The organism is Streptomyces sp. BHT-5-2 (assembly GCF_019774615.1).
Classification (GTDB): domain Bacteria; phylum Actinomycetota; class Actinomycetes; order Streptomycetales; family Streptomycetaceae; genus Streptomyces.
Window position 1 is genome coordinate 1144276 of sequence record NZ_CP081496.1, and the last position, 21988, is coordinate 1166263.

The window sequence follows — 21988 nt, forward strand, 5'->3', positions numbered from 1 at the left end:
CGGGCATCGAGCACCGAGCGGCCCGAGCCCAGCCGGACGAAGCGGGGGCAGGCTACGGCGAGACGGGGGGCCGGAGGGGGCGAGGCGGGGAGTCGGAGGGGGGCCGAGGCGGGGGGGCTGCGGCAAGGCGGGACGCGACCGGGTGAGGCGTTCGCCGGGGGCGACTCGTTCAAGCGCCGCGCGGCGACTCGTTCGCCGCGCGGCGAGGCTTTGGTCGGGGACGGCCGTCATGCCCCCCTCTGACATTCCGGCGGTTGGGCGGTGCGTAACGCATCGTGAGCGGCCGGGCGACGGCCATCCCCGCAACCAAGATCCTGCCGGGCTGAATCCGTGCTTCCGGTTCCGTTGACACTGCCCTGACGTGCAGCCGAGGGGCCTTGACGAGTCCTTAACGAGAGGGCGCAGGTGTCGCCTTGTCCGCCTTGAGCCCGCCCGCCTCCTTCCTTCTTTTACGGCAACGATTACGGAGCGTGAGAAATTCCGACTTCGTTACGGAGTGTAGTTGGGAAGGAGGGATGCTGTCAGTGGGAAGGAGGGATGCTGTCAGGGGGTCAGCGGCGGCGGTGGACGAGGCGGCCGGAGAGGACGGTGACCAGGCAGGTGCCGTCCGGGGCGAAGACGGCGAAGTCGGCCGGGGCGCCGGGCGCGAGGGCCGGGGAGGTGGACGGGGGCGGCTCGGCGCCTTCGCCTTCCGGGGCGTTGGTCCGGCGGAGGCCGGAGCGCTGGACGGCGGTGCGGACCGCGGGGTGGGTGAACGTGCCCGCCAGGGTGGTGGTGCCGACGGCCAGGAGGCGTTGGAGGCCGCGACGGGCGCTGGCGCCCCAGCGGGTCTCGGTCATCGGCAGGGCGGCCAGCGCCGCGCCGGTCAGCGGCTCCGTGCCCAGCTCGGCGGCCTCGCGCGGGTCGGGGTGGTAGGCGGCCTCCAGCAGTGCCGCGCCGTTCGGTTCGTGGCGGCCGGGCGTCAGGACCCCGTCCCACTCCCGGACGCGGACGCCGCCCGGGACGCCCGGCCGCGCCCCCGGCCGTTCCGCACCGGCAGGCGAGGCGCCCGCCCCATGGACGCCGGTGCCGTAGGTCGCCAGGAGTTGCTCGTAGGGGCCGATGGCGGCCACGCGGTCGCCGTCGACGAGGACCGCATAGCCGGGGAGCAGCTCGGCGTCCTCGGTGCGGGTGAGCCGGACGGCCCGGACCCGATGGAGCGTCAGCATCCGTGTGCCGGTGGTCAGTTGGCCTCGCCGGCGGTCAGTTGGCCTCGACGAAGGTCAGCTCGGGGTGGGCGGTGCCGCCCTCGATGGCCGTCGAGGAGAGGTGCGAGACGACGCGGTCGTCGACCGGGTCGTCGGCCGGGTCGTCGTGCACGACCAGGTGCTCGTACGTCGTGGCGCGCTGCGCCGGGACCCGGCCCGCCTTGCGGATGAGGTCGATGATCTCCAGGCGGTTGGAGCGGTGCTTGGCGCCGGCGGAGGAGACGACGTTCTCCTCCAGCATGATCGAGCCGAGGTCGTCGGCGCCGTAGTGCAGCGACAGCTGGCCGATCTCCTTGCCGGTGGTCAGCCAGGAGCCCTGGATGTGGGCGACGTTGTCGAGGAAGATGCGCGCGACGGCGATCATGCGCAGGTACTCGAAGATGGTGGCCTGCGTGCGGCCCTTCAGGTGGTTGTTCTCCGGCTGGTAGGTGTACGGGATGAAGGCGCGGAAGCCGCCCGTACGGTCCTGGACGTCGCGGATCATGCGCAGGTGCTCGATGCGCTCGGCGTTGGTCTCGCCGGTGCCCATCAGCATCGTGGACGTCGACTCCACGCCCAGCTTGTGCGCGGCCTCCATGATTTCCAGCCAGCGCTCGCCGGACTCCTTCAGCGGCGCGATGGCCTTGCGGGGCCGGGCGGGGAGCAGCTCGGCGCCGGCGCCGGCGAAGGAGTCCAGGCCGGCGGCGTGGATGCGCGAGATCGCCTCCTCGACGGACACCTTGGAGATCCGGGCCATGTGCTCGATCTCGGACGCGCCGAGGGAGTGGATGACCAGCTGGGGGAATTCCTTCTTGATGGCCGAGAAGTGCTTCTCGTAGTACTCGACGCCGTAGTCCGGGTGGTGGCCGCCCTGGAACATGATCTGGGTGCCGCCCAGCTCGACGGTCTCCGCGCAGCGCCGCAGGATGTCGTCGAGGTCGCGGGTCCAGCCCTTCGCGGTGTCCTTGGGTGCGGCGTAGAAGGCGCAGAACTTGCAGGCCGTCACGCAGACGTTGGTGTAGTTGATGTTGCGCTCGATGATGTACGTCGCGATGTGCTCGGTGCCGGCGTAGCGTCGGCGGCGGACGGCGTCGGCGGCCTGGCCCAGCGCGTGCAGCGGCGCGGAACGGTAGAGGTCGAGCGCCTCCTCCGGCGTGATGCGGCCGCCCTGCGCGGCGCGGTCGAGTACGGACTGGAGGTCGGCGTTCTCGGTCACCGGGGCGTCCCTTTCGGAGGCGGACAAACAGCAAGCGCACGGAGCACTCAAGGACTCAACCAGCCTACGCCAGGGGTCCGACAGCGTCGGTGGGGGCCGGTCGGTGGGCGAACGGCCGGTCCGTCCGCCCTGTCCGTCCACCGGCCCACCGACCCATCGGCTCGTCCGTCGGCCTCTGCTCCGGACCGCCGGTCCCGTCGCTCCGGTCCGCGGGCCCTCGCGGCCCGGCCTCAGCCGCCGCTTCTCGTCAGGGTCGCCTTCGGGGTGCCGCCCCGTTTGTCGTCCGAGGCGAAGGTGAGCGTGCCGTCCTTGCCGAGGGTGTAGGTCACCGTGGAGGTGTTGCCGGTGCAGGCCGGCCCCTGTTTGCCGTCGGGGGTCTCCTGGAGGACGAGGGCGTCGCCGGTGACCGACAGCAGCTTCGCCTTGGCCTGGCAGCGCAGCAGCACCACGTCGTAGGTGGTCCGCACCACGACGTCGCCCTTGTCGCCGGCCTTGATGACGCTGGTCATGGTGCCGTTGGGGATCCCGTTGGCCATCGTGACGGTGCCGTTCCAGGTGCCGAGGAAGCCCTTCGGGACGTGGTTGCCGGCGGCCGGGTCGGTCGATCCGGCGGGCGGGGTGTGCCCGGACGGCGGCTTGGCGGTGCTGCCGCCGCCCTCCGGCCCGTTGAGGGCGGCGAAGAACACCGCGGTGGTGGTGGCCACCGCCAGCGCGCCCGCGACGGAGAGCACCAGCGTGCAGCTCATCCTCCGGGGGCGCTCCTTGCCGCCGAGCACGCCGGAGAGGGCGATGCGCCGTTCCTTGGGGGCGTGACCGTCGGCCGGGGGAGGCGCTCCGGGCGGGGCTGTCCCCGCAGCGGACGGGGTCCCCGGGGCCGCGGCCGCGTCGGTCGGCAGGTCGGCGAGGCCGGAGGCGGACGCGGCCCCGGATCTGGCCCCGGACCTGGCCCCGGGCCCGGGGTGCGGAGCACCGGCCACCGGCCAGGTGGCCGGGGCGGCCGCGCCCGCGCCGGCCACCGCGCCCGCCCCGGTGCCCACGTCCGTACCGGCAGCGCCCCCGCCCGCGCCCGGCCCCGTCTCCGTAGCGGGCCCCACGCTCTGCGCCGGCGTGTCGAACGGGATCAGCCCGGACCCTGCCGCGTACGACGGCTCCGGCGCCCCGAACGCCCCACCGGTCCCGGTCCCCGGTGCCACCCCGCCCACGCCCCCGCCACCAGGGCCGGCGACGCCCCCGCCACCGTCCCCCTCCGCGTCCAGGTTCAGCAGCGCCACCGCCTGGCGGCTGACCTGTTCGACGAGGGGGCCCGGCAGCCAGCCGGCGCGGACCAGGCCGGCCGCGCCGCCGCCGTCCCCGGCGAGCCGCGCCGCGACCTCCTCCGGGGCGGGCCGCCGCGCCGGGTCCTTGGCCAGGCAGGCGGCCGCCAACTCCCGTAGTTCGCCGGTGAGTTCCGGGCCCAGTTCGGGTTCCTCGTGCACCACCTTGTAGAGCAGCGCGGCGGAGGAGTCCCCGGTGAAGGGCGCGGCGCCCGTTGCCGCGAACGCCAGGACCGCGCCCAGGGAGAAGACGTCGGCGGCCGCCTCCGCCCCCTTGCCGAGGATCTGCTCGGGCGCCATGTAGCCGGGCGAGCCGACCGAGACCCCGGTGGAGGTCAGCGAGGCGGTGCCGTCGGTGGCCCGCGCGATCCCGAAGTCGATCAGCAGTGGCCCGTCCAGTGTCAGCAGCACGTTGGAGGGTTTGACGTCCCGGTGGACGAGGCCCAGCGCGTGCACCGCGAGGAGCGCCTCGGCCAGTCCGGCGCCCAGGGCCCGCACGGAGTGGTCGGCGAGCGGGCCGTGGTCGGTGATCGCGCGGGAGAGGGCGGGGCCGGCGACGTAGCCGGTGGCGACCCAGGGGACGGGAGCGTCGGGGTCGGCGTCCAGGACGGGGGCGGTCCAGGCGCCGCCGACCCGTCGTGCCGAGGCGACCTCGCGGCGGAAACGGGCCCGGAACTGGTCGTCGGCGGCGTACTGGGCGTGTACCGCCTTGACCGCCACGGTCCGCCCGCCGGCGCTGCGCCCCAGGTAGACGCGGCCCATGCCGCCCGCTCCCAGGCGGCCGAGCAGCCGGTACCCGCCCAGGGTCCGCGGGTCCTCGTCGGTCAGCGGTTCCATGGCGCCCTCCCCCTCCTGACGGCGGCCCCAGCTTATGACCCAGGTCATGCCGTGTTCCCGAAACCCGGGGCCCCGCTTTCCTCATCAAACAGGGCGTAAGCCCACCATCCGCCCCCATGGCCACCGGCCCAGGGCCCGTCCATCGGGAGAACGCCCGTGCCTCACGCCCCCGGGGACCGCCCGTACGACCCGTGCCAGGAGGCCCGGGGCGGCCGCCGCGGTCTGCGAAGCCGCGCCCGCCTCCTGGGACGCGGCCGTTCCGCCCGGCGCACACGGGAGCACGGGCCGGCCGGCCGTCCCCGGTGGCGGATGTCCTTCCTCACCGGCCTGGTGGCCTTGGCCGGCCTCTGCGCCTATCCGGCCGTCAAGTACCTGGACGTGCTGAACGACGTCGGGGAACCGATGTCGTTCAGCCGGGCGCTGCCGGACGGTGCCGCGGACCCGGCGCACGCGTCCGCGGCCGATCCCGCGGTCCGGATGCCGACCGGCCCGCAGGCCGCGTTCCGTACGGCGGCCACGCTCGACGACGGCACGAAGATCGGTGTCACCACCCTGCACGGCAGGAAGTCCGGCTTCACGGGCAAGGTGTGGATCTGGGCGCCGAAGGAGTACTACGAGGAGCGCTACCGGAACAGCGCCTTCCCGGTCCTGATCGCCCTGCCGGGCAGCTACGGCTACCCGTCCAACTACTGGGCGGCCACCGGCCACAAGCTCCAGCGGACCGTCACCGACCTGGTGGCGCTGGGCCGCAGCCGGCCGTTCATCGTCGTGATGCCGGTCCTGAACGCCGGTAAGCGCTACTACGACGGCAGCGACATCCCCGGACAGCCCAGGATGGGCACCTGGATGTCCGACGACGTCCCGGATCTGGTCAAGGCCAACTTCCGGACGTTCACCAGTCGCGACGGCTGGGCGTTCATGGGGTCCTCGTCCGGTGGTTTCGTGGCCCTGAAGCAGGTCCTGAAGCACCCGGACCGGTTCAAGGCGGTGATCGCCAGCGGTCCGGACACCCGCCCGGACTCGCCGCTGTGGCGCGGCCACCGGGCGGAGATGCGGGCCAACGACCCGGAGCGGCTGGCGCAGCGCCTGGCCGCCACCCCTGGTTCCCCCGACGTCTACGTGCAGTTCCAGATCGGGACGCGGGAGGGCGGCCGGGCCAACCTGGAGCGCTTCGTCCAGCGGTACGCCAAGGGGCCGGTGCATGCCCGGCTGCATGTCATCGAGGACGGCGGCCACAACGCCCGCAGCTATCTCCGCGGGATGCGGGACGTGAGCCTGGAGGCCCTCAGCAAGGTCCTCCGCGGCCCGACGCCGGCGCCGTAAGGCCCGTAGCGGCCCGGGGGCCCGGCCGCCGTCCGTGCGGCGGCGCTAGGGCCGGGCGTCGGCGCCCGCCGCCAGCAGTGCGACCCGTACGTCGGCCGGGAAGCCGGTGGTGGGGCCCACCCGCCGGGCGAACTCGGTGACGCCGCGCAGCTGGTCCGGCCCGAAGCGGAAGTCCAGCGTGGTGAAGTACCGCTCCAGGAGTTCCTGGTCGAAGTGCTCCCAGCGGGCGGCCTGCTCGGCGACCTTGCCGACCTCCTCCAGCGACAGGTCGCGGGAGGCCAGGAACGCCTCGTGCACCTGCTGCACGACCTCCGGCTCGCGCTCCAGGTAGTCGCGGCGGGCCGCCCAGACCGCGAAGACGAACGGGAGTCCCGTCCAGTCCTTCCACATCCGGCCGAGGTCGTGGACGTCCAGGCCGAGCTTGGGCGCGTCGTGCAGGTTGGCGCGGAGCGCGGCGTCGCCGATCAGGACGGCCGCGTCGGCCTCCTGCATCATCAGCCCGAGGTCGGGCGGGCAGGCGAAGTAGTCGGGCCGTACCCCGATCTTCTCGGCGAGCAGCAGCTGCGCCAGGCGGACGGAGGTCCGCGAGGTCGAGCCGAGGGCGACGCGGGCGCCGTCCAGCTGCTCCAGCGGCTTCTGCGAGACGATCACGCAGGACATGACGGGCCCGTCGCAGCCGACCGCGAGGTCGGGGAAGGCGACGAGGTCGTCGGCGGCCCGCAGGAACTCGACGAGGGTGATCGGCGCGATGTCGAGCTCCCCGCGCACCAGCCGCTCGCTGAGCTTCTCGGGGGTGTCCTTGGTGAGGTCCAGATCGAGCAGGGTGCCCGTACGGGCCAGGCCCCAGTAAAGGGGCAGGCAGTTCAGGAACTGGATGTGGCCCACTCGCGGCCGGCGGCGACGGTGGTCTGCGTCGGCTGCCGCGGGTGCGTCTCCAAAGGTTGAATTGTCCACATGCGGAGGCTAGACCCGCCGCTTCCGACGTCGTACGCCGGGGGCCCGCCGGGGACTTTCCCGCTGCCCGCCAAACGTGATCTTTAGCTCTTCCACCTTCGGAGCACACCATGCTAGGCTCAAGCCAAGTTGCAGTTTGGTTTCCCTTGCAGTACAGAGCCTGCGGAGCATGTGACCCGCAGGCTTTTGTAGTTTTCAGACTTCTTTGCAGGTTCTGGAGCAGGGCGACCCTTTGGCCCAAGGAGGGCTCATGGCTACCGGAACCGTCAAGTGGTTCAACGCTGAAAAGGGCTTCGGCTTCATCGCCCAGGACGGCGGCGGCCCGGATGTCTTCGTCCACTACTCCGCGATCAACGCCAGCGGTTTCCGCTCGCTCGAGGAGAACCAGCAGGTTAACTTCGACGTCACGCAGGGCCCGAAGGGCCCGCAGGCGGAGAACGTCACCCCTGTCTGAGTCACCCGCTCCGGTCTTTCTCATCTGATCGACCCGTAGCACCCAAGGAGCCCCCCTCCGCCTTCGGGCGGAGAGCGGGGCTCCTGCCTTTTTGTACAGCCTTTCGTACAGCCGGCGGCTCGGCCGCATTTCCGCCGGCCCGCGGCCCGGGAAAATGAATACCAGGTGAATACCCCTTCGGTTCCCGGCCGTTGGGCGGCGCACGGCGCCGGGTCGCCCGCCACCCGGCGCCGCCCCCTTCCGGCCAGGGCGGCCGCCCGGGGCTCCGGACGAACGGCCGGCGCCGGGAACGGCGCGGGTAATTCCCGTACCGGCGATGCCCCGGAAATCCGCGGAGATCCGCGGGAAGACCAGGAAGAGGGAAGAAGGATTCCCGGGCATTGGCGCGATTCGCCGGCCCGGAAAATCCCGGCCAATTCACGGCGGGCCCACTCCCGCGGGCGCCGGGCGGGGCCTTGGCACCGCGCTGGCCTGCGGACTCCCCGCGCCGCACGGCCCGCCGGGCCCCGGAACCGGCATCCGCCCGGCGAATTCGGACGCGGCCGGAAAAACCGGACCAGGACGCAAAGCCGGAAGGCTCTGCACGATGCGGACGAAGTCCCGGGCCTGATCACGGAAAGTGGTCGCATGGCCACATGACAGGTTCTACCGTGGGCACAATGAGCGAGAGCATGCCTCCGCAGAAGCCCTGTCCGGACTGCGGCGGCGCGGGGACCGTCGAGTGGGAGACCCCCGGCGGCCACAAGGTCACCACGCAGTGCTCCGGCTGCGCCGGCACCGGAACCGTCCTGGCATAGAGGAGGCGGACGCAGACCATGGCGGCCTTCAGCGCAAGCGGCAAGCCGGTGGGCCTGGACGCGCAGTACGTCGGCAGACTCCCGTGTGCCGTCTGCGGGTTGCGGCCGATGAAGCTGCCGGGCCGGGAGGGCGGCGTGTGCATTCCCTGTTATGCGGAGGAGCGGGCGGCGGCGGGGCGGCGGGCCGCGACGGCCGGGGCGTGGGTGGCGGCGAGCTTCGTCGGCGATCCGTGTCTGGCGTGCGGTTCGCGGTCCGTGGACGCCAACGGGTGGGCGTTCTGGTGCAACTCCTGCCATATGCAGACGGCGGTGGCGCTGCCGCCCCGGTGATCCCGGGCGGCGGCCCCGCCCCGGGCGCCCGCGAGGCGGCGGGGCAGGGCAGGAAGGCCCCGTGCCACCTCCCCCACAGAGGTGACACGGGGGTTCCAGTTTGGCGTGCGGAGGGCCCCGGCTCCAGAGCCGGATTCACTGCCTTTCGTAAAGCCGCGCGATCTCCTGGGCGAAGTCGCGGGCGACGGCGGCCCGGCGGAGTTTGAGGGACGGCGTGAGGTGGCCGCTCTGCTCGGTGAACTCGGCGGGCAGGACGGCGAAGCGGCGGATGGACTCGGCGCGGGAGACCAGCTTGTTGGCGTCGTCGACGGCGTGCTGGAGGTCGGCGAGCAGGCGCTCGTCGTGGACGAGCGCGGTGAGCGGGACGTCGCCCTTCTTGGTCATCTGGCGCCAGTGGGCGAGGCCGTCGGGTTCCAGGGTGAGCAGGGCGGTGACGTAGGGGCGGTTGTCGCCGACGACCATGCACTGGCCTATGAGGGGGTGGGCGCGGAGGCGGTCCTCCAGGGGCGCGGGGGCGACGTTCTTGCCGCCGCTGGTCACGATGATCTCCTTCTTGCGGCCGGTGATGGTGAGGTAGCCGTCGGCGTCGAGGGCGCCGAGGTCGCCGGTGGCCAGCCAGCCGTCCGGACCGGCGGCGGGGCGGACGGTGCCGGCGGCGGCGTCCCAGTAGCCGGAGAAGACGTGCGGGCCGCGGAGCAGGATCTCGCCGTCGTCGGCGATCCGGACGGCGCTGCCGGGGAGCGGCCAGCCGACCGTGCCGATGCGGGGGCGCAGGGGCGGGGTGACGGTGGACGCGGCGGTGGTCTCGGTCAGGCCGTAGCCCTCGAAGATCTCGATGCCGGCGCCGGAGTAGAAGGCGGCCAGGCGGTGGCCGAGCGGGGAGCCGCCGCAGATCGCGTAGCGGACGCGGCCGCCGAGGGCGGCGCGGATCCGGCGGTAGACGAGCGGGTCGTAGAGCTTGCGGGCGGCCTTGAGGGCGACGCCGGGGCCGGGGCCCGTCCCGTGTTCGCGGGCCTCGACGGCCTCCCCGTAGGAGCGGGCGATGCGGACGGCGCGGTCGAAGGAGGCGGCCCGGCCCATCTTCTCGGCGGTGGCGCGGGCGGTGTTGAAGACCTTCTCCAGGACGTAGGGGATGGCGAGGAGGAAGGTGGGCCGGAAGGCGGCGAGGTCGGCGAGGAGGTCGTCGGTCCCGATGCCGGGGGCGTGGCCGAGGCGGACCCGGGCGCGCAGGCAGCCGATGGCGACCATGCGGCCGAAGACGTGCGAGAGGGGCAGGAAGAGGAGGGTGGCGGCGGGCTCCTCGGTTACCGAGGTGAAGACGGGGTGGAGGAGGGCGATGGCGTTGTCGATCTCGGCGAAGAAGTTGGCGTGTGTGAGGGCGCAGCCCTTGGGGTCGCCGGTGGTGCCGGAGGTGTAGACGAGGGTGGCCAGGACGTGCGGGGTGAGGGTGGCGCGGCGTTCGTCGACGATCTCGTCGGGGAGGTCCCGGCCGGCGTCGACGAGTTGGGCGACGGCGCCGGTGCTGAACTGCCAGAGGTGGTCGAGGGCGGGCAGCGCGCCGCGGATCTGGCTGATCAGGCGGGCCTCGTCGACACCCTCGACGGCGCAGGCGCGGGTCGTCGAGTCGTGCAGGATCCACTGCGCCTGGTGGGCGGAGGAGGTCGGGTAGAGGGGGACGGTGACCAGGCCGGCGGCCCAGGCGGCGAAGTCGAGGAGGGTCCACTCGTAGGTCGTACGGGCCATGATGGCGAGCCGGTCGCCCGGGCGGAGGCCGTGTGCGATCAGGCCCTTGGCGACGGCGCGGACCTCGGCGGCGAACTCGGCGGCGGTGAGGTCGCGCCAGGTGCCGTCGGGGCGCTTGCGGGAGAGAACGGTCTCGTGCGGGGCCTCGGCGGCGTTGGTGAAGGGGATGTCGCCCAGGGAGCCGGTGCGGACGGGTGGGGCGAGCGGGGGGAGGGAGACCTCGCGGACGGTGCCGTCGGTCAACGTCCTGAGGGGTTCGGTGAGTTGGGGGGCGGGGGTGGGTGGGGGTGCGCTGGGCTGGTTGGGCACGAGCGGCTCCTTGGTGTCGGGCGCGCGTGGTGGTTGGGTTTTTGCGGGCTTCCCACCTTGTGGTTGCGGTGGGTTCTTTGTTCCGCCGGGCCCGGTAGGTGGGGGTTGCTCACCGTGGCGGCGGGGGGGGGTGTTGGTGGGCGCCCCGTGTTGTCGGGTGCCTGTGCCGTGGTGGCTGGGCTGGCCTCGCCTGCGGCTGGTGGTGGGGTCGGCACGCGGCTTCCCCGCCGTCTCGGCGGCGGGGCACGGTGGATGCGGCAAGGTGCCGGCCCCTTTCGGCGCTGACCCGACGGTAACCTTACTGCGCGGTAAATGTACGCGCCGGTGCGGGAGCAGCCAATGGTCCTGCACGGCATTCGTCGGTGGGCGGGGAATTTTGACGGGCCCTAGGGGGTCCAGCGTTCGCCGCGCATGCGGTGGCCCAGCCCGGACCAGGCGAAGTTCATCAGGGTGGCGGCGGCTTCCCCGGCCGGCGTCTGCTCGCCGTCGCCGGCGGGTCCGGGGGGCGAAGTGCCGTCGGTTTCGCTGACGTTGGCCCAGTCGGCGAGTGATTCGGCGGCGCCTACGAGGGCGTGCGCCAGGCCCGCGACCTCCCGGTCGGCCAGTTCGCCGGCGCAGCCCGCCTCCTTCGCGGCGGCGGCGATCAGGGCGGTGACGAAACCGACGATCTCCGCCCGCATCGCCGCCACTTCGGACGCGAACGACTCCCCCTGGGACCGCGCCTGCTGGTGCAACACCGCCCAGGCGTCGGGGTGTTCGGAGGTGTGCGCGAAGAAGCCGGTCAGGCCGCTCCAGAGTTGGCGGTCGGCGGGGGCGCCCTTCTCCACGGCCGCGGTGACGGCCGCCACCAGGGCCGCGGACTCCCGCCGGATGACCGCGCTGAAGAGGTCCTCCTTGGAGTTGAGGTAGAGGTAGACCAGCGGCTTGGAGACGCCGGCCAGTTCGGCGATCTCGTCCATGGAGGCCGCCCGGTATCCGCGCCGTGCGAAGGTCCGCACCGCGGCGTCCATCATCTGCTGCTCCCGGACCGCCCGCGGCACCCGTTTGCTCTTGGCAGCACCCACCCTGAAGCCCCCTCCAGCGCCCCACCCCTTTGCGGCGGTTACCGCAAAGGAAGTTTACGATCTTCGGCCTCCCGGGCCGGCCGCTTGACGTGATGCGCGCACATGACGGGACGACGCGGATGCGGTTCGTTGCGCCTGGATGGTGGGCACCGCCCACGGGCGTGCCGACGACGGCGGGATACTGCGCACCGCGGAGCCGGCGCGCAACGAGGTGCCCGCGCCGGTCGAGATCCCGGGGCCGGGGCATGCGCTGCCGCCGGCTGAGCCGCGCCGGCATGCGGGGGCCGGGCGCACAGCGCGGCGCCCCCGCGGCCTCGTACGGGCCGCGGGGCGCCGCGGTGCGCTGCGGGGGCGGGCCCCGGTGGTGGCGTCAGGCCGCGGCCGGGGCCGGCTCGCGGTCGGCGGCGGGCTGCACGGCGTCGGCGGTGGTCTCCGTCTCGCCGATGCGGATGCTGGTGGCGCGGGCGTAGGCGTCGCGGTCCAGGATCTTCTCGCGGGCCGAGACCAGGATCGGGATGACCGCCTGGCCGGCGACGTTGGTGGCGGTGCGCATCATGTCGAGGATCGGGTCGATGGCCATCAGCAGGCCGACGCCCTCCAGCGGGAGGCCCAGCGTCGAGAGGGTCAGGGTCAGCATGACCGTGGCGCCGGTGAGGCCGGCGGTGGCGGCGGAGCCGATGACCGAGACGAAGGCGATCAGGACGTAGTCGGCGACGCTCAGGTGGACGCCGAAGATCTGGGCGATGAAGATCGCGGCGATCGCCGGGTAGATGGAGGCGCAGCCGTCCATCTTGGTCGTCGAGCCGAACGGCACCGCGAAGGAGGCGTACTCCTTCGGCACGCCGAGGCGCTCGGTGACCTTCTGGGTGACCGGCATGGTGCCGACCGAGGAGCGGGAGACGAAGGCCAGCTGGATGGCGGGCCAGGCGCCGCGGAAGAACTGGAGCGGGTTGACCTTGGCGACGGTGGAGAGCAGGAGCGGGTAGACGCCGAAGAGGACCAGTGCGCAGCCGATGTAGATGTCGACGGTGAAGGTCGCGTACTTGCCGATGAGGTTCCAGCCGTAGGTGGCGATGGCGTTGCCGATGAGGCCGACGGTGCCGATCGGGGCGAGCCGGATGACCCACCACAGGGCCTTCTGGAGCAGTTCCAGGGCGGCGCGGCTGATCTTGAGGACCGGCTCGGCCTTCTCGCCGAGCTGGAGCGCGGCGATGCCGGCGACGGCCGCGATGAAGACGATCTGCAGGACGTTGAGCTCGGTGAACGGCGTGATGACGTCCTTGGGGACGATGCCGGTGAGGAAGTCGATCCAGGAGCCGGTGTGCTGGGGGAGCTTGCCGTCCTTGGGGGTCAGGCCGGTGCCCGCGCCGGGGTTGCTCAGCAGGCCGATGGCCAGGCCGATGGCCACCGCGACGAGCGAGGTGACCATGAACCACAGCAGGGTGCGGGTGGCCAGCCGGGCGGCGTTGTTGACCTGCCGCAGGTTGGTGATCGAGACCAGGATCGCGAAGAAGACCAGGGGGGCGACGGCCAGCTTCAGCAGCTGGACGAAGAGGTCGCCGATGTGCTCCAGGGTGGAGCCGAGCCAGCCGACGTCACCGCTCTTGGCGACCCAGCCGAGCAGCACGCCGAGGACGAGGCCGGCCAGGATCTGCACCCAGAACGGGATCTTGGGTATTCGGGAGGACTTCGGGGACTTCGGCGCCGTCGCGGGCGCGGGGGTCTGGGCGGGCGTGGACAACGGACACACTCCGGGAACGGTGAAGGCGTGGGGACGCGGGGCGTCGGGGACGGCGTGACAGGGCGCCAGGAGGTCCGTACGTACAGGCAGGATCTCCGGCCGCTGGGGGACGTGTCAGCGGCGGCAACAGGCCGCGGACATACAGCGGCAAAGATCGACGTGCAGGCGCACCACGAGCGGGACGCTCATGGGGGTCGAGGGCGCAGCTGCGGTCTTCATGACATGCACGTTAACACTTGAACTTTGAGGAACCCAAAGAAAATCTTTGGGTAGGGGACAGGGCCGGCGAACCGCCATGGAAGCGGCGCGGGCGCACAAAAAGGCGCCCGGTCCGGGGAGTTGGGACTCCGCGGACCGGGCGTCGGTCGAGGTGGGGGTGCGGGCGGCGCGTCGACGTGACGCGTCTTACAGCCCTGGGAACGGGCGGAAGCAGACCAGAAGCGGGCGGCGGACCCCGGAGGGGCGCCGGCCGGGGTCTCTAGAGCCCGTCCTCCATGCGCTGGTTGGCGGCCAGGCGCTCCTTCTGGCGGTCCACCTTGGCCACGATCTGCTCGGACATCGCGTCCCGCTGCTTGCGCAGCAGTACGAAGCTGAGCGGCGCGGAGATGACGATGGCGAGGAGCAGCATCCAGACGGTGTTGGAGTCGCCGACGCCGAGCGGGATGATCCGGAAGTACGCCAGCACCCACACCACGGCGAAGCAGACGGCGAACAGGCCGATGCGAAGGGCGGTGTAGCGGAGCGAGGCGAACTTGGGGCTACTCACGGTCGGGACCTTCTTCTCAACGGCAACCGAAAGGGTCCCGTCCAGTCAAGCACAGGAGGCTGGGCGATCTTCCGGGCCCCCGGCACGGGGGGCGTCAGGCCAGGTCCAGCCACATGGTGATGTCGTCGCGGAAGTCGTCGTCGGCGAGCTTGATCGCGCGGGGGGCGCGGCCGATCTCGTGGTAGCCGCAGCTCTCGTAGAAGCGGTGCAGGCCGGTGCCGCCGCGGCAGGTGAGGCGGAGGCCGATGATGCCGTCGAGGGAGCGGGCGGCACCGGCGACCGCGGCCATCAGCTCCCGGCCGACGCCGCGGCCCTGGAGGGCGGGGTGGACCATGACCGTGTAGACCCACAGCCAGTGGGTGTACATACGGTGCCGGTTGAGGGTGAGGAACGCGGTGGCCACGATCCGGCCGTCGGCGTCCCGGCCGACGAGCAGCCGCTCGCGGCCCTCGGCGAGCGCCGCGAGATGGCGGACGAGGGCGGGGCGGATGTCCTCGGAGGTCACGGGCGGGACGAAGCCGACCGCGCCGCCCGCGTTGGAGACGTCCACCCACAACGCGCAGATCCCGTCGCGGACTTCCGGGGTGACGGCAGGGTCCAGCTCGAAGCGCGCGCTCATGGAGCGGACCCTACCGGGGCCCCCGGGGGCGGGGTCGTCGTCAGATCCGCATCGGCTGCGGGGACTCGCGGCGCTCGGAGTCCGGGCCGGGGTACTCGCGGATGTTCTCGTAGCGGGTGTTGCGCTCGACGGGGCGGAAGCCGGCGTCGCGGATCAGCTCCAGCAGGTCGTCGCGGGTGAGCTTGTTCGGCGTGCCGTAGTTGTCGGCGTCGTGCGTGATCTTGTACTCGACGACCGAGCCGTCCATGTCGTCGGCGCCGTGCTGGAGGGCCAGCTGAGCGGTCTGCACGCCGTGCATCACCCAGAACACCTTGACGTGCGGGATGTTGTCGAAGAGCAGCCGGGAGACCGCGAAGGTCTTCAGGGCCTCGGCGCCGGTGGCCATCGTGGTCCGCGCCTGGAGCTTGTTGCGGACCTTGCCGTCCTGCATGTCCACGAAGTCGTGCTGGTAGCGCAGCGGGATGAAGACCTGGAAGCCGCCGGTCTCGTCCTGGAGCTCGCGCAGCCGCAGGACGTGGTCGACGCGGTGGCGGGGCTCCTCGATGTGCCCGTAGAGCATGGTGCAGGGCGTCTTGAGGCCCTTCTCGTGGGCGAGGCGGTGGATCCGCGACCAGTCTTCCCAGTGGGTGCGGTGGTCGACGATGTGCTGCCGGACCTCCCAGTCGAAGATCTCGGCGCCGCCGCCGGTCAGCGACTCCAGGCCGGCGTCGATCAGCTCGTCGAGGATCTCGGAGGCGGACAGGCCGGAGATGGTCTCGAAGTGGTGGATCTCGGTGGCGGTGAACGCCTTGAGCGAGACGTTCGGCAGCGCCTTCTTCAACTCCCGCAGCGAGCGCGGGTAGTAGCGCCACGGCAGGGTCGGGTGGAGGCCGTTGACGATGTGCAGCTCGGTGAGGTTGTCGTTCTCCATCGCCTTGGCGAGGCGGACGGCCTCCTCGATGCGCATGGTGTACGCGTCCTTCTCGCCCGGCTTGCGCTGGAACGAGCAGTACGCGCAGGACGCGGTGCACACGTTCGTCATGTTGAGGTGGCGGTTGACGTTGAAGTGGACGGCGTCGCCGTTCTTCCGCGTGCGGACCTCGTGGGCGAGGCCGCCCAGCCAGGCCAGGTCGTCGGACTCGTAGAGGGCGATTCCGTCCTCGCGGGTCAGCCGTTCGCCGGCGTGGACCTTCGCCTCCAGCTCGCGCTTGAGGCCGGCATCCATCGACGCAGCCATCGGGTCGCCTCCCACCATCTCTGTCTGTCACCGGCCGTTTCACGTGAAACGCTGGCCGTTTCGTGCGAAAAACGGGCTTCGCCGAGCCTACTCCCCCGGTTCCGCGGCGGACGGAGGCCCCTTGGGAGCGGGCCCGGGCCGCCGTCCGCCCTCGGTGTGCGCCCGTGTCCGGGCCCGGTTCAGTCGACCTCGTCGGGGAGTTCGCCGACGCGGTTCTCCCACTTGGTGGAGAGCACGATCGTGGTCCGCGTACGGGAGACGCCCTTGGTGCCGGACAGTCGCCGGATGGTGCGCTCAAGCCCGTCCACGTCGCCGACCCGGACCTTGAGCATGTACGAGTCGTCGCCGGCGATGAACCAGCAGTCCTCGATCTCGGCGAGGTCCTTGAGCCGGCGGGCGACGTCCTCGTGGTCGGCGGCGTCCGACAGGGAGATGCCGACCAGGGCGGTGACGCCGAGCCCGAGCGAGGCGGCGTCGACCGTCGCCCGGTAGCCGGTGATCACGCCGGCCGCCTCCAGGCGGTTGATCCGGTCCGTGACGCTGGGACCGGAGAGGCCGACGAGGCGGCCGAGCTCCGCATAGGAGGCCCTGCCGTTCTCACGAAGTGCCTGGATGAGCTGCCTATCCACCGCGTCCATGCCCTCAAGCCTTCCAATCTTTCCGCGTTTCTGCGTTCTGCATGTAGAATCTAAGGCATACAGGGCTTCGACCCTGTGATTCAGTCAGAATGATCAAGGACGATCTTTCAACAGGAGTTGTCACCGTGTACTCGATCGAGATGGCCTACGCCCGCATGCGTGAGATGCAGGACCAGGCCAATCGTTCTCGTGCCGCCCAGCAGCCCGCCACCTCGCGGGCCCGGCGCCGCCTGGGCCGCGCCGCCGCCAAGAAGCGCTAACGAGCCTTCGGGGCCTCCCCCTTGGAGCCGCCCCCGAGCTCCCCTTCCCACCGCCGGTACAGCCCGTGCGGCACGCCCGCCGCATCGAGCACCCGGCCCGCGACGAAGTCCACCAGATCCTGGATGTGCGTCGCACCCGCGTAGAACGCCGGAGAGGCGGGCAGCACCACGGCGCCCGCCTCGTCCAGCGCCACCAGATGCTTCAGCGTCGGCCCGTTCAGCGGGGTCTCCCGCACCGCGACGACCAGTGGCCGCCGCTCCTTGAGCGTCACGCTCGCCACCCGCTGCAGCAGGTCCTTCGACAGCCCGAGCGCCACCCCGGCCACACACGCCGTGCTCGCCGGGACGATCAGCATCCCCTTCACCGGATACGAACCCGACGACGGGCCCGCCGCCAGATCCCCGGCCGGCCAGTGCCGGACCGCCGCCAGCGCCTCCTCGCCCACCCGGAAGGTGTCCGGCTTGCCGTCCGCGCCGCGCGCCAGCCACTCCCTGAGGTCGCTGCGCCAGTGCGCGTCCCGGAAGGCGATCCCCGTCTCGTCCAGGAGGGTCAGCCGCGAGGCCCGGCTGACGATGAGATCCACCGCCTCCCCGGCCGCGAGCAACCCGCGCACCACGGACGCGGCATACGGCGTCCCGGACGCGCCGGAGATCCCCACGACCCACGGGCGGCGCCCCGGGTCCTGCTTGCTGGTGTCGTTGTTGTGCGGCGGCTCCACGGATCGAGCCTATCCGGCGGAACCGGCGGGGCCGTCACGACCGTTACTACCTGTGCGCCGGTGTGATGCCGGGAGCGGGACCGCGGACGCCGACGACGAGGGGGCCTTCAGATGACACCACGCACCGCACGGGCCCGGCCCGCGCTGATGTTGATGCTGGGCTGGGTGGCGCTGCTGTGGGTCCTGGAGGGCGTCGACACCCTCAGCGGCCACGCCCTGGACGCCTTCGGCATCCAACCCCGCGATCCCGCCGAGCTGGTCGACGTGGTGCCCGCCGCCTTCCTGCACTTCGGCTTCGGCCACCTGGCGGCCAACACCCTCCCGCTGCTGGTGCTGGGCTTCGTCGCCGCGCTGCGCAGCGGGATCCGCCGGTTCCTCGCCGCCGTGCTGACGATCATCGTCGTCAGCGGGCTGGGCGTCTGGCTGACCGCCCCGCCGCACAGCAACACCGCGGGCGCCTCCGGCGTCGTCTTCGGGCTCTTCGGATACCTGCTGGTCCGCGGCTTCATCGAGCGCAAGCTGCTGGACATCGGGATAGGGCTGGGCGTCGGCCTGGTCTACGGCTCGATCCTGTGGGGCGCGCTGCCCACGGAGAGCGGGATCAGCTGGCAGGCCCATCTGTTCGGGCTGGTCGGCGGGGTGCTGGCGGCGTTCGTACTGCGCGAGCGGAGGCGGGCGGTGCGGGCGGCCGGCGCCGTTGTCGGGCCCGTCCCGTAATCGCGAAGGCCCGCGGGTACGGGCGATGGGGTGGAGAAGCAGTCCGTGTCCTGGACCTCAACGCCTGACACGGACCACGGCGGGCGGAGCCGTCCGGCCCCGCCCGGCCGTCGGAGCGTCAGGGCGTCAGGCCGCGGACGAAGAGATCGAGCAGCGCGCAGACGAACAGCGCGATGCCGATGAAGCTGTTGACCTGGAAGAACGCCCGGTTGAGCCGCGAGGTGTCGTGCGGCCGCACGATCGCGTGCTCGTAGCAGAAGGCCACCGCCACGATCACCAGCCCGGCCCAGAAGAAGACCCCGGCGCCGATGGCGACGCCGTACCACGCCAGCAGCGCGGTGGTCACGACATGGCACCAGCGGGCGCCCCACAGCGCGCCCGGCACACCGAAGCGGGCCGGGACGGACAGCACGCCGTTCTCGCGGTCCGCCTCGACGTCCTGGCAGGCGTAGATCAGGTCGAAGCCGCCGATCCAGATGCCGACCGCCAGGCCGAGGATCACCGACTCCCAGGACCAGGCGCCGGTGATCGCGATCCAGGCGCCGACCGGGGCCATCGCCTGGGCCAGGCCGAGGATCGCGTGCGGGAAGTTGGTGAAGCGCTTGCCGTAGGGGTAGACCACCATCGGCACGACGGCGACCGGCGCCAGCGCCAGGCACAGCGGGTTGAGCAGCGCGGCCGCGCCCAGGAAGACCACCACGGCGACCAGCGCGCCGGTCCAGGCGGACCGGACCGACACCGCGCCGGTGACCAGCTCGCGGCCGGCCGTGCGCGGGTTACGGGCGTCGATCTCCCGGTCGATGATGCGGTTGACGGCCATCGCGAAGGTGCGCAGGCCGACCATCGCGACGGTGACGAGCAGCAGCCGGAGCCAGTGGACGTGCCGGTCCAGCTGGTGCATCGCGGTGAAGGCCGCGATGTAGGCGAAGGGCAGCGCGAAGACCGAGTGCTCGATGACGACGAGCCGGAGAAAGGCCCGCGTCCGTCCCGGCTGCGGTACCGCGGCGGCAGTTGCGCTCATGCCGAAACCTCGCCGCGCTCGGCCCCGCATGCGCGCGGCGCGCACCTCTTGATGGTTCGCTCGCCAGGCTCGCTCACAGCCCGTACTCCTTCCAGCGGCGGTCGACCAGCGCCGCGGTCCTCGGGTCCGACTCGACCATGTCCGGCCAGCCGCCGTCGCGGGTGTAGCCCTCCTCGGGCCACTTCCGGGTGGCGTCGATGCCCGCCTTGCCGCCCCAGAACTGCTGGTAGGAGGCGTGGTCGAGGTGGTCGACGGGGCCTTCGACGACGGTCAGGTCGCGGGCGTAGTCGGTGTTGCCCAGCGCCCGCCAGGAGACCTCGTGGAGGTCGTGCACGTCGCAGTCCGCGTCGACCACCACGATCAGCTTGGTCAGCGACATCATGTGGGCGCCCCAGATGGCGTGCATCACCTTCTGGGCGTGCTTGGGGTACTTCTTGTCGATCGAGACGATCGCGCAGTTGTGGAAGCCGCCGGACTCGGGGAGGTGGTAGTCCACGATGTCCGGCACGATGATCTTGAGGAGCGGGAGGAAGAACCGCTCGGTGGCCCGGCCCAGCGGCCCGTCCTCGGTCGGCGGGCGGCCCACCACGATCGACTGGAGCAGCGGGCGCTTCCGCATCGTCACACAGTCGATCTTCAGCGCCGGGAAGGGCTCCTGCGGCGTGTAGAAGCCGGTGTGGTCGCCGAACGGCCCCTCCGGCAGCATCTCGCCGGGTTCCAGCCAGCCCTCGATGACGACCTCGGCGTGGGCCGGGACCTGGAGCGGGACGGTCTTGCAGTCCACCATCTCGATCCGCTTGCCCTGGAGGAAGCCGGCGAAGAGGTACTCGTCGATGTCGCCGGGCAGCGGGGCGGTCGAGGCGTAGGTGACGGCCGGCGGGCAGCCGAAGGCGATGGCGACCGGCAGTCGCTCGCCGCGCCGGGCGGCGACCTGGTAGTGGTTGCGGCTGTCCTTGTGGATCTGCCAGTGCATCCCGATGGTGCGCGCGTCGTGGCGCTGGAGGCGGTAGAGGCCGAGGTTGCGGACGCCGGTCTCGGGGTGCTTGGTGTGGGTCAGGCCGAGGTTGAAGAAGGAGCCGCCGTCCTTGGGCCAGGTGAACAGCGCGGGCAGCTTCTCCAGGTCGACGTCGTCGCCGGTGAGCACGACCTCCTGGACGGGCGCGTCGCCCTTGACCCTCTTCGGCGGGACGTGCGTCATGTTCGCGAGCTTGCCGAACGCCTCGCGGACGCCGACGAAGCCGTGCGGCAGCTCGGGCCTGAGCAGCCCGCCGATCTTCTCGCTGATCTCCCCGTACGACGTGAGGCCGAGGGCCTTCAGCAGCCGGCGGTCGGTGCCGTAGACGTTCATCGCCAGCGGCATCGAGGAGCCCTTGACGTTCTCGAAGAGCAGCGCCGGACCGCCGGCCTTCTGCACCCGGTCCACGATCTCGCCGACCTCCAGATACGGGTCGACCTCGGCCTTGATGCGCGTCAGGTCGCCCTCGCGCTCCAGGGCCCGCAGCAGGGAGCGAAGATCGTCGTAAGCCATACGCCCCAGTATCCGGTACGCACTACCCTGTACGGGTCACGGGGCCCGCCGAAGGGCCCGCCCATGCGTGCAGGGGGACCATCCGCAATGCTCAGGTATCTGCCGTTCCTACTGGTGCTGGCACTGTGGATCTACGCCTTCGTCGACTGCGTCAACACCCCCGAGTCGCAGGTCCGCGGCCTGCCCAAAGTGGTCTGGGTGCTGATCATCCTGCTCTTCGGCGAGGTGCTGATCGGGCCGGTCGCCTGGCTGGTGGCGGGCAAGGAACGCCACCGGGTGGCGGGCGGCCGGGGCAGCACGCCCTCCGAGTGGCACCGCAACCACGGCGCGAAGCCCCGGGCGGCATGGGTGGCGCCGGACGACAATCCGGAGTTCCTGCGGTCGCTGCGCGAGGAGAACAAGAAGGACGAGGCGCTGCTGAAGGACTGGGAGGCCGATCTGCGGCGCCGCGAGGAGGAGCTGCGCCGCCGGGAGGCCGAGGGGCCCGAGGACACCCCGCCCACCGCTTCCTGATCCACCGTCAGGCCCGTCCGGCCCAGCCCCCGTTGCCGGTCCCCGGCCGGGCGGGAAGAGTACCGGCATGGACCAGGCACCGGATCGGGCACCGGATCAGGACCGGACGCGGGCGTGGGGGCGGGACCGCGACGCCGTCCGCGGCTACGGCCGCGTGGACGGCCGTCACGACGCCTCCGGCGACCCCGCACACCTCCAGGAGCAGGCCCGCGCCATGCTCGCCGCCGCCGTCGAGGAGGCGCGGGCGGGGCTGGCCGAGGGCGGCATCCCCATCGGGGCGGCGCTCTACGGGCCGGACGGCACGCTGTGGGGGCGCGGGCGCAACCGCCGCGTCCAGGACGGCGATCCCGCGCTGCACGCCGAGATCGCGGCGTTCCGGGCGGCCGGGCGGCAGCGCGACTACCGCGGCACGACGATGGTCACCACGCTCTCGCCGTGCTGGCTGTGCAGCGGACTGGTGCGCCAGTTCGGTATCTCCCGGGTGGTGATCGGCGAGTCCCGGACGTTCCACGGCGGCCACGACTGGCTGGCCCGGCACGGCGTGCGGATCGTGCTGCTGGACGATCCGGCGTGCGCGGCGATGATGCGCGACTTCATCGGGGCGCGGCCGGAACTGTGGCAGGAGGACATCGGCGGGCTCTGAGACCGGGCCGGCCGCCGCCCGGCCCGCCCGCCCGCCTGCCC

General features: G+C 72.0%; 22 protein-coding genes. 8 read left to right on the top strand and 14 right to left on the bottom strand.

What is annotated here, in order from left to right; genetic code table 11:
- Positions 1 to 551: 551 nt before the first annotated feature.
- The 3 genes from K2224_RS04955 to K2224_RS04965 all read right to left on the bottom strand — a co-directional run bounded on the left by K2224_RS04955 (position 552) and on the right by K2224_RS04965 (position 4592).
- Entirely contained in the window at positions 552 to 1208 is a 657-nt protein-coding gene (locus K2224_RS04955; protein WP_221905426.1) for an imidazolonepropionase-like domain-containing protein, read from the bottom strand.
- A 34-nt stretch (positions 1209 to 1242) separates the two neighbouring features.
- Complete coding sequence (gene mqnC / locus K2224_RS04960; RefSeq protein WP_221905427.1) at positions 1243 to 2442, bottom strand: cyclic dehypoxanthinyl futalosine synthase; 1200 nt, start codon at positions 2440 to 2442, stop codon at positions 1243 to 1245.
- Positions 2443 to 2672: 230 nt separating this feature from the next.
- On the bottom strand, positions 2673 to 4592 hold the full coding sequence (locus K2224_RS04965) for a serine/threonine-protein kinase (protein ID WP_221909437.1): 1920 nt from the start codon (positions 4590 to 4592) through the stop codon (positions 2673 to 2675).
- 309 nt (positions 4593 to 4901) lie between these two features.
- Between K2224_RS04965 and K2224_RS04970 the strand changes: the two genes are divergently transcribed.
- Positions 4902 to 5915 carry an esterase family protein gene (locus K2224_RS04970; RefSeq protein ID WP_221905428.1) on the top strand — a complete coding sequence of 338 codons (1014 nt, stop codon included), beginning with the start codon at positions 4902 to 4904 and terminating at the stop codon, positions 5913 to 5915.
- 45 nt (positions 5916 to 5960) lie between these two features.
- Here K2224_RS04970 and K2224_RS04975 read toward each other — a convergent pair whose 3' ends face one another.
- A complete protein-coding gene (locus K2224_RS04975) occupies positions 5961 to 6869 on the bottom strand; it encodes a menaquinone biosynthetic enzyme MqnA/MqnD family protein (RefSeq protein ID WP_399017706.1) in 909 nt (302 codons plus the stop codon).
- A 250-nt stretch (positions 6870 to 7119) separates the two neighbouring features.
- Between K2224_RS04975 and K2224_RS04980 the strand changes: the two genes are divergently transcribed.
- The 3 genes from K2224_RS04980 to K2224_RS04990 all read left to right on the top strand — a co-directional run bounded on the left by K2224_RS04980 (position 7120) and on the right by K2224_RS04990 (position 8450).
- Positions 7120 to 7323, top strand: a complete 204-nt coding sequence (locus K2224_RS04980; RefSeq protein WP_003984261.1) for a cold-shock protein — start codon at positions 7120 to 7122, stop codon at positions 7321 to 7323.
- A 659-nt stretch (positions 7324 to 7982) separates the two neighbouring features.
- Positions 7983 to 8120, top strand: a complete 138-nt coding sequence (locus tag K2224_RS04985; RefSeq protein WP_157846767.1) for a hypothetical protein — start codon at positions 7983 to 7985, stop codon at positions 8118 to 8120.
- 18 nt (positions 8121 to 8138) lie between these two features.
- The gene (locus K2224_RS04990) at positions 8139 to 8450 is read left to right on the top strand and encodes a hypothetical protein (protein WP_221905429.1); all 312 of its coding nucleotides are present in this window, start codon (positions 8139 to 8141) and stop codon (positions 8448 to 8450) included.
- A gap of 135 nt (positions 8451 to 8585) precedes the next feature.
- On the opposite strand, the gene K2224_RS04995 is transcribed toward K2224_RS04990, so the two are convergent.
- The 7 genes from K2224_RS04995 to K2224_RS05025 form a co-directional block, all read right to left on the bottom strand.
- Positions 8586 to 10502, bottom strand: coding sequence for a long-chain fatty acid--CoA ligase (locus K2224_RS04995; protein ID WP_221905430.1), 1917 nt, complete (start codon positions 10500 to 10502; stop codon positions 8586 to 8588).
- 386 nt (positions 10503 to 10888) lie between these two features.
- Positions 10889 to 11566, bottom strand: coding sequence for a TetR/AcrR family transcriptional regulator (locus K2224_RS05000; RefSeq protein ID WP_221905431.1), 678 nt, complete (start codon positions 11564 to 11566; stop codon positions 10889 to 10891).
- Between the two features lie 370 nt (positions 11567 to 11936).
- Positions 11937 to 13307, bottom strand: coding sequence for a dicarboxylate/amino acid:cation symporter (locus K2224_RS05005; protein WP_221905432.1), 1371 nt, complete (start codon positions 13305 to 13307; stop codon positions 11937 to 11939).
- 478 nt (positions 13308 to 13785) lie between these two features.
- On the bottom strand, positions 13786 to 14073 hold the full coding sequence (locus K2224_RS05010) for a DUF4229 domain-containing protein (RefSeq protein ID WP_221905433.1): 288 nt from the start codon (positions 14071 to 14073) through the stop codon (positions 13786 to 13788).
- A 94-nt stretch (positions 14074 to 14167) separates the two neighbouring features.
- On the bottom strand, positions 14168 to 14692 hold the full coding sequence (locus K2224_RS05015; protein WP_221905434.1) for a GNAT family N-acetyltransferase: 525 nt from the start codon (positions 14690 to 14692) through the stop codon (positions 14168 to 14170).
- A 40-nt stretch (positions 14693 to 14732) separates the two neighbouring features.
- Positions 14733 to 15896: an aminofutalosine synthase MqnE gene (gene mqnE, locus K2224_RS05020; RefSeq protein WP_221909439.1), complete on the bottom strand. Its 1164-nt coding sequence runs from the start codon at positions 15894 to 15896 to the stop codon at positions 14733 to 14735.
- Between the two features lie 191 nt (positions 15897 to 16087).
- The gene (locus K2224_RS05025; RefSeq protein ID WP_018538856.1) at positions 16088 to 16546 is read right to left on the bottom strand and encodes an Lrp/AsnC family transcriptional regulator; all 459 of its coding nucleotides are present in this window, start codon (positions 16544 to 16546) and stop codon (positions 16088 to 16090) included.
- Between the two features lie 125 nt (positions 16547 to 16671).
- Between K2224_RS05025 and K2224_RS40215 the strand changes: the two genes are divergently transcribed.
- A complete protein-coding gene (locus K2224_RS40215; protein WP_260693515.1) occupies positions 16672 to 16806 on the top strand; it encodes a hypothetical protein in 135 nt (44 codons plus the stop codon).
- On the opposite strand, the gene K2224_RS05030 is transcribed toward K2224_RS40215, so the two are convergent.
- A complete protein-coding gene (locus K2224_RS05030) occupies positions 16803 to 17525 on the bottom strand; it encodes a UbiX family flavin prenyltransferase (protein ID WP_221905435.1) in 723 nt (240 codons plus the stop codon). The two genes, K2224_RS40215 and K2224_RS05030, sit on opposite strands and share 4 nt — an antisense overlap.
- 111 nt (positions 17526 to 17636) lie before the next feature.
- On the opposite strand from K2224_RS05030, the gene K2224_RS05035 reads away from it, so the two are divergent.
- Positions 17637 to 18242 (top strand): rhomboid family intramembrane serine protease, encoded by a 606-nt coding sequence (locus K2224_RS05035; RefSeq protein ID WP_221905436.1) that lies wholly within the window; start codon positions 17637 to 17639, stop codon positions 18240 to 18242.
- A 118-nt stretch (positions 18243 to 18360) separates the two neighbouring features.
- Here the strand turns inward: K2224_RS05035 and mqnP are convergent, their stop codons facing one another.
- Positions 18361 to 19263 (bottom strand): menaquinone biosynthesis prenyltransferase MqnP, encoded by a 903-nt coding sequence (gene mqnP / locus K2224_RS05040; RefSeq protein ID WP_221905437.1) that lies wholly within the window; start codon positions 19261 to 19263, stop codon positions 18361 to 18363.
- Positions 19264 to 19336: 73 nt separating this feature from the next.
- The gene (locus K2224_RS05045) at positions 19337 to 20791 is read right to left on the bottom strand and encodes a menaquinone biosynthesis decarboxylase (protein ID WP_221905438.1); all 1455 of its coding nucleotides are present in this window, start codon (positions 20789 to 20791) and stop codon (positions 19337 to 19339) included.
- An 87-nt stretch (positions 20792 to 20878) separates the two neighbouring features.
- On the opposite strand from K2224_RS05045, the gene K2224_RS05050 reads away from it, so the two are divergent.
- A complete protein-coding gene (locus K2224_RS05050; protein ID WP_221905439.1) occupies positions 20879 to 21304 on the top strand; it encodes a PLD nuclease N-terminal domain-containing protein in 426 nt (141 codons plus the stop codon).
- Positions 21305 to 21371: 67 nt separating this feature from the next.
- Complete coding sequence (locus K2224_RS05055) at positions 21372 to 21947, top strand: nucleoside deaminase (protein WP_313904751.1); 576 nt, start codon at positions 21372 to 21374, stop codon at positions 21945 to 21947.
- Positions 21948 to 21988 lie beyond the last annotated feature (41 nt).

Bases quoted from the DNA above. Each gene is read 5' to 3' on its own strand.
- mqnP (WP_221905437.1), bottom strand. From the start codon at position 19,263: ATGAGCGCAACTGCCGCCGCGGTACCGCAGCCGGGACGGACGCGGGCC.
- mqnE (WP_221909439.1), bottom strand. From the start codon at position 15,896: ATGGATGCCGGCCTCAAGCGCGAGCTGGAGGCGAAGGTCCACGCCGGC.
- K2224_RS05050 (WP_221905439.1), top strand. From the start codon at position 20,879: ATGCTCAGGTATCTGCCGTTCCTACTGGTGCTGGCACTGTGGATCTAC.
- K2224_RS05045 (WP_221905438.1), bottom strand. From the start codon at position 20,791: ATGGCTTACGACGATCTTCGCTCCCTGCTGCGGGCCCTGGAGCGCGAG.
- K2224_RS05055 (WP_313904751.1), top strand. From the start codon at position 21,372: ATGGACCAGGCACCGGATCGGGCACCGGATCAGGACCGGACGCGGGCG.
- K2224_RS05035 (WP_221905436.1), top strand. From the start codon at position 17,637: ATGACACCACGCACCGCACGGGCCCGGCCCGCGCTGATGTTGATGCTG.
- K2224_RS04965 (WP_221909437.1), bottom strand. From the start codon at position 4,592: ATGGAACCGCTGACCGACGAGGACCCGCGGACCCTGGGCGGGTACCGG.
- K2224_RS04955 (WP_221905426.1), bottom strand. From the start codon at position 1,208: ATGCTGACGCTCCATCGGGTCCGGGCCGTCCGGCTCACCCGCACCGAG.
- K2224_RS05015 (WP_221905434.1), bottom strand. From the start codon at position 14,692: ATGAGCGCGCGCTTCGAGCTGGACCCTGCCGTCACCCCGGAAGTCCGC.
- K2224_RS04985 (WP_157846767.1), top strand. From the start codon at position 7,983: ATGAGCGAGAGCATGCCTCCGCAGAAGCCCTGTCCGGACTGCGGCGGC.
- K2224_RS04980 (WP_003984261.1), top strand. From the start codon at position 7,120: ATGGCTACCGGAACCGTCAAGTGGTTCAACGCTGAAAAGGGCTTCGGC.
- K2224_RS04970 (WP_221905428.1), top strand. From the start codon at position 4,902: ATGTCCTTCCTCACCGGCCTGGTGGCCTTGGCCGGCCTCTGCGCCTAT.
- K2224_RS05025 (WP_018538856.1), bottom strand. From the start codon at position 16,546: ATGGACGCGGTGGATAGGCAGCTCATCCAGGCACTTCGTGAGAACGGC.
- K2224_RS04990 (WP_221905429.1), top strand. From the start codon at position 8,139: ATGGCGGCCTTCAGCGCAAGCGGCAAGCCGGTGGGCCTGGACGCGCAG.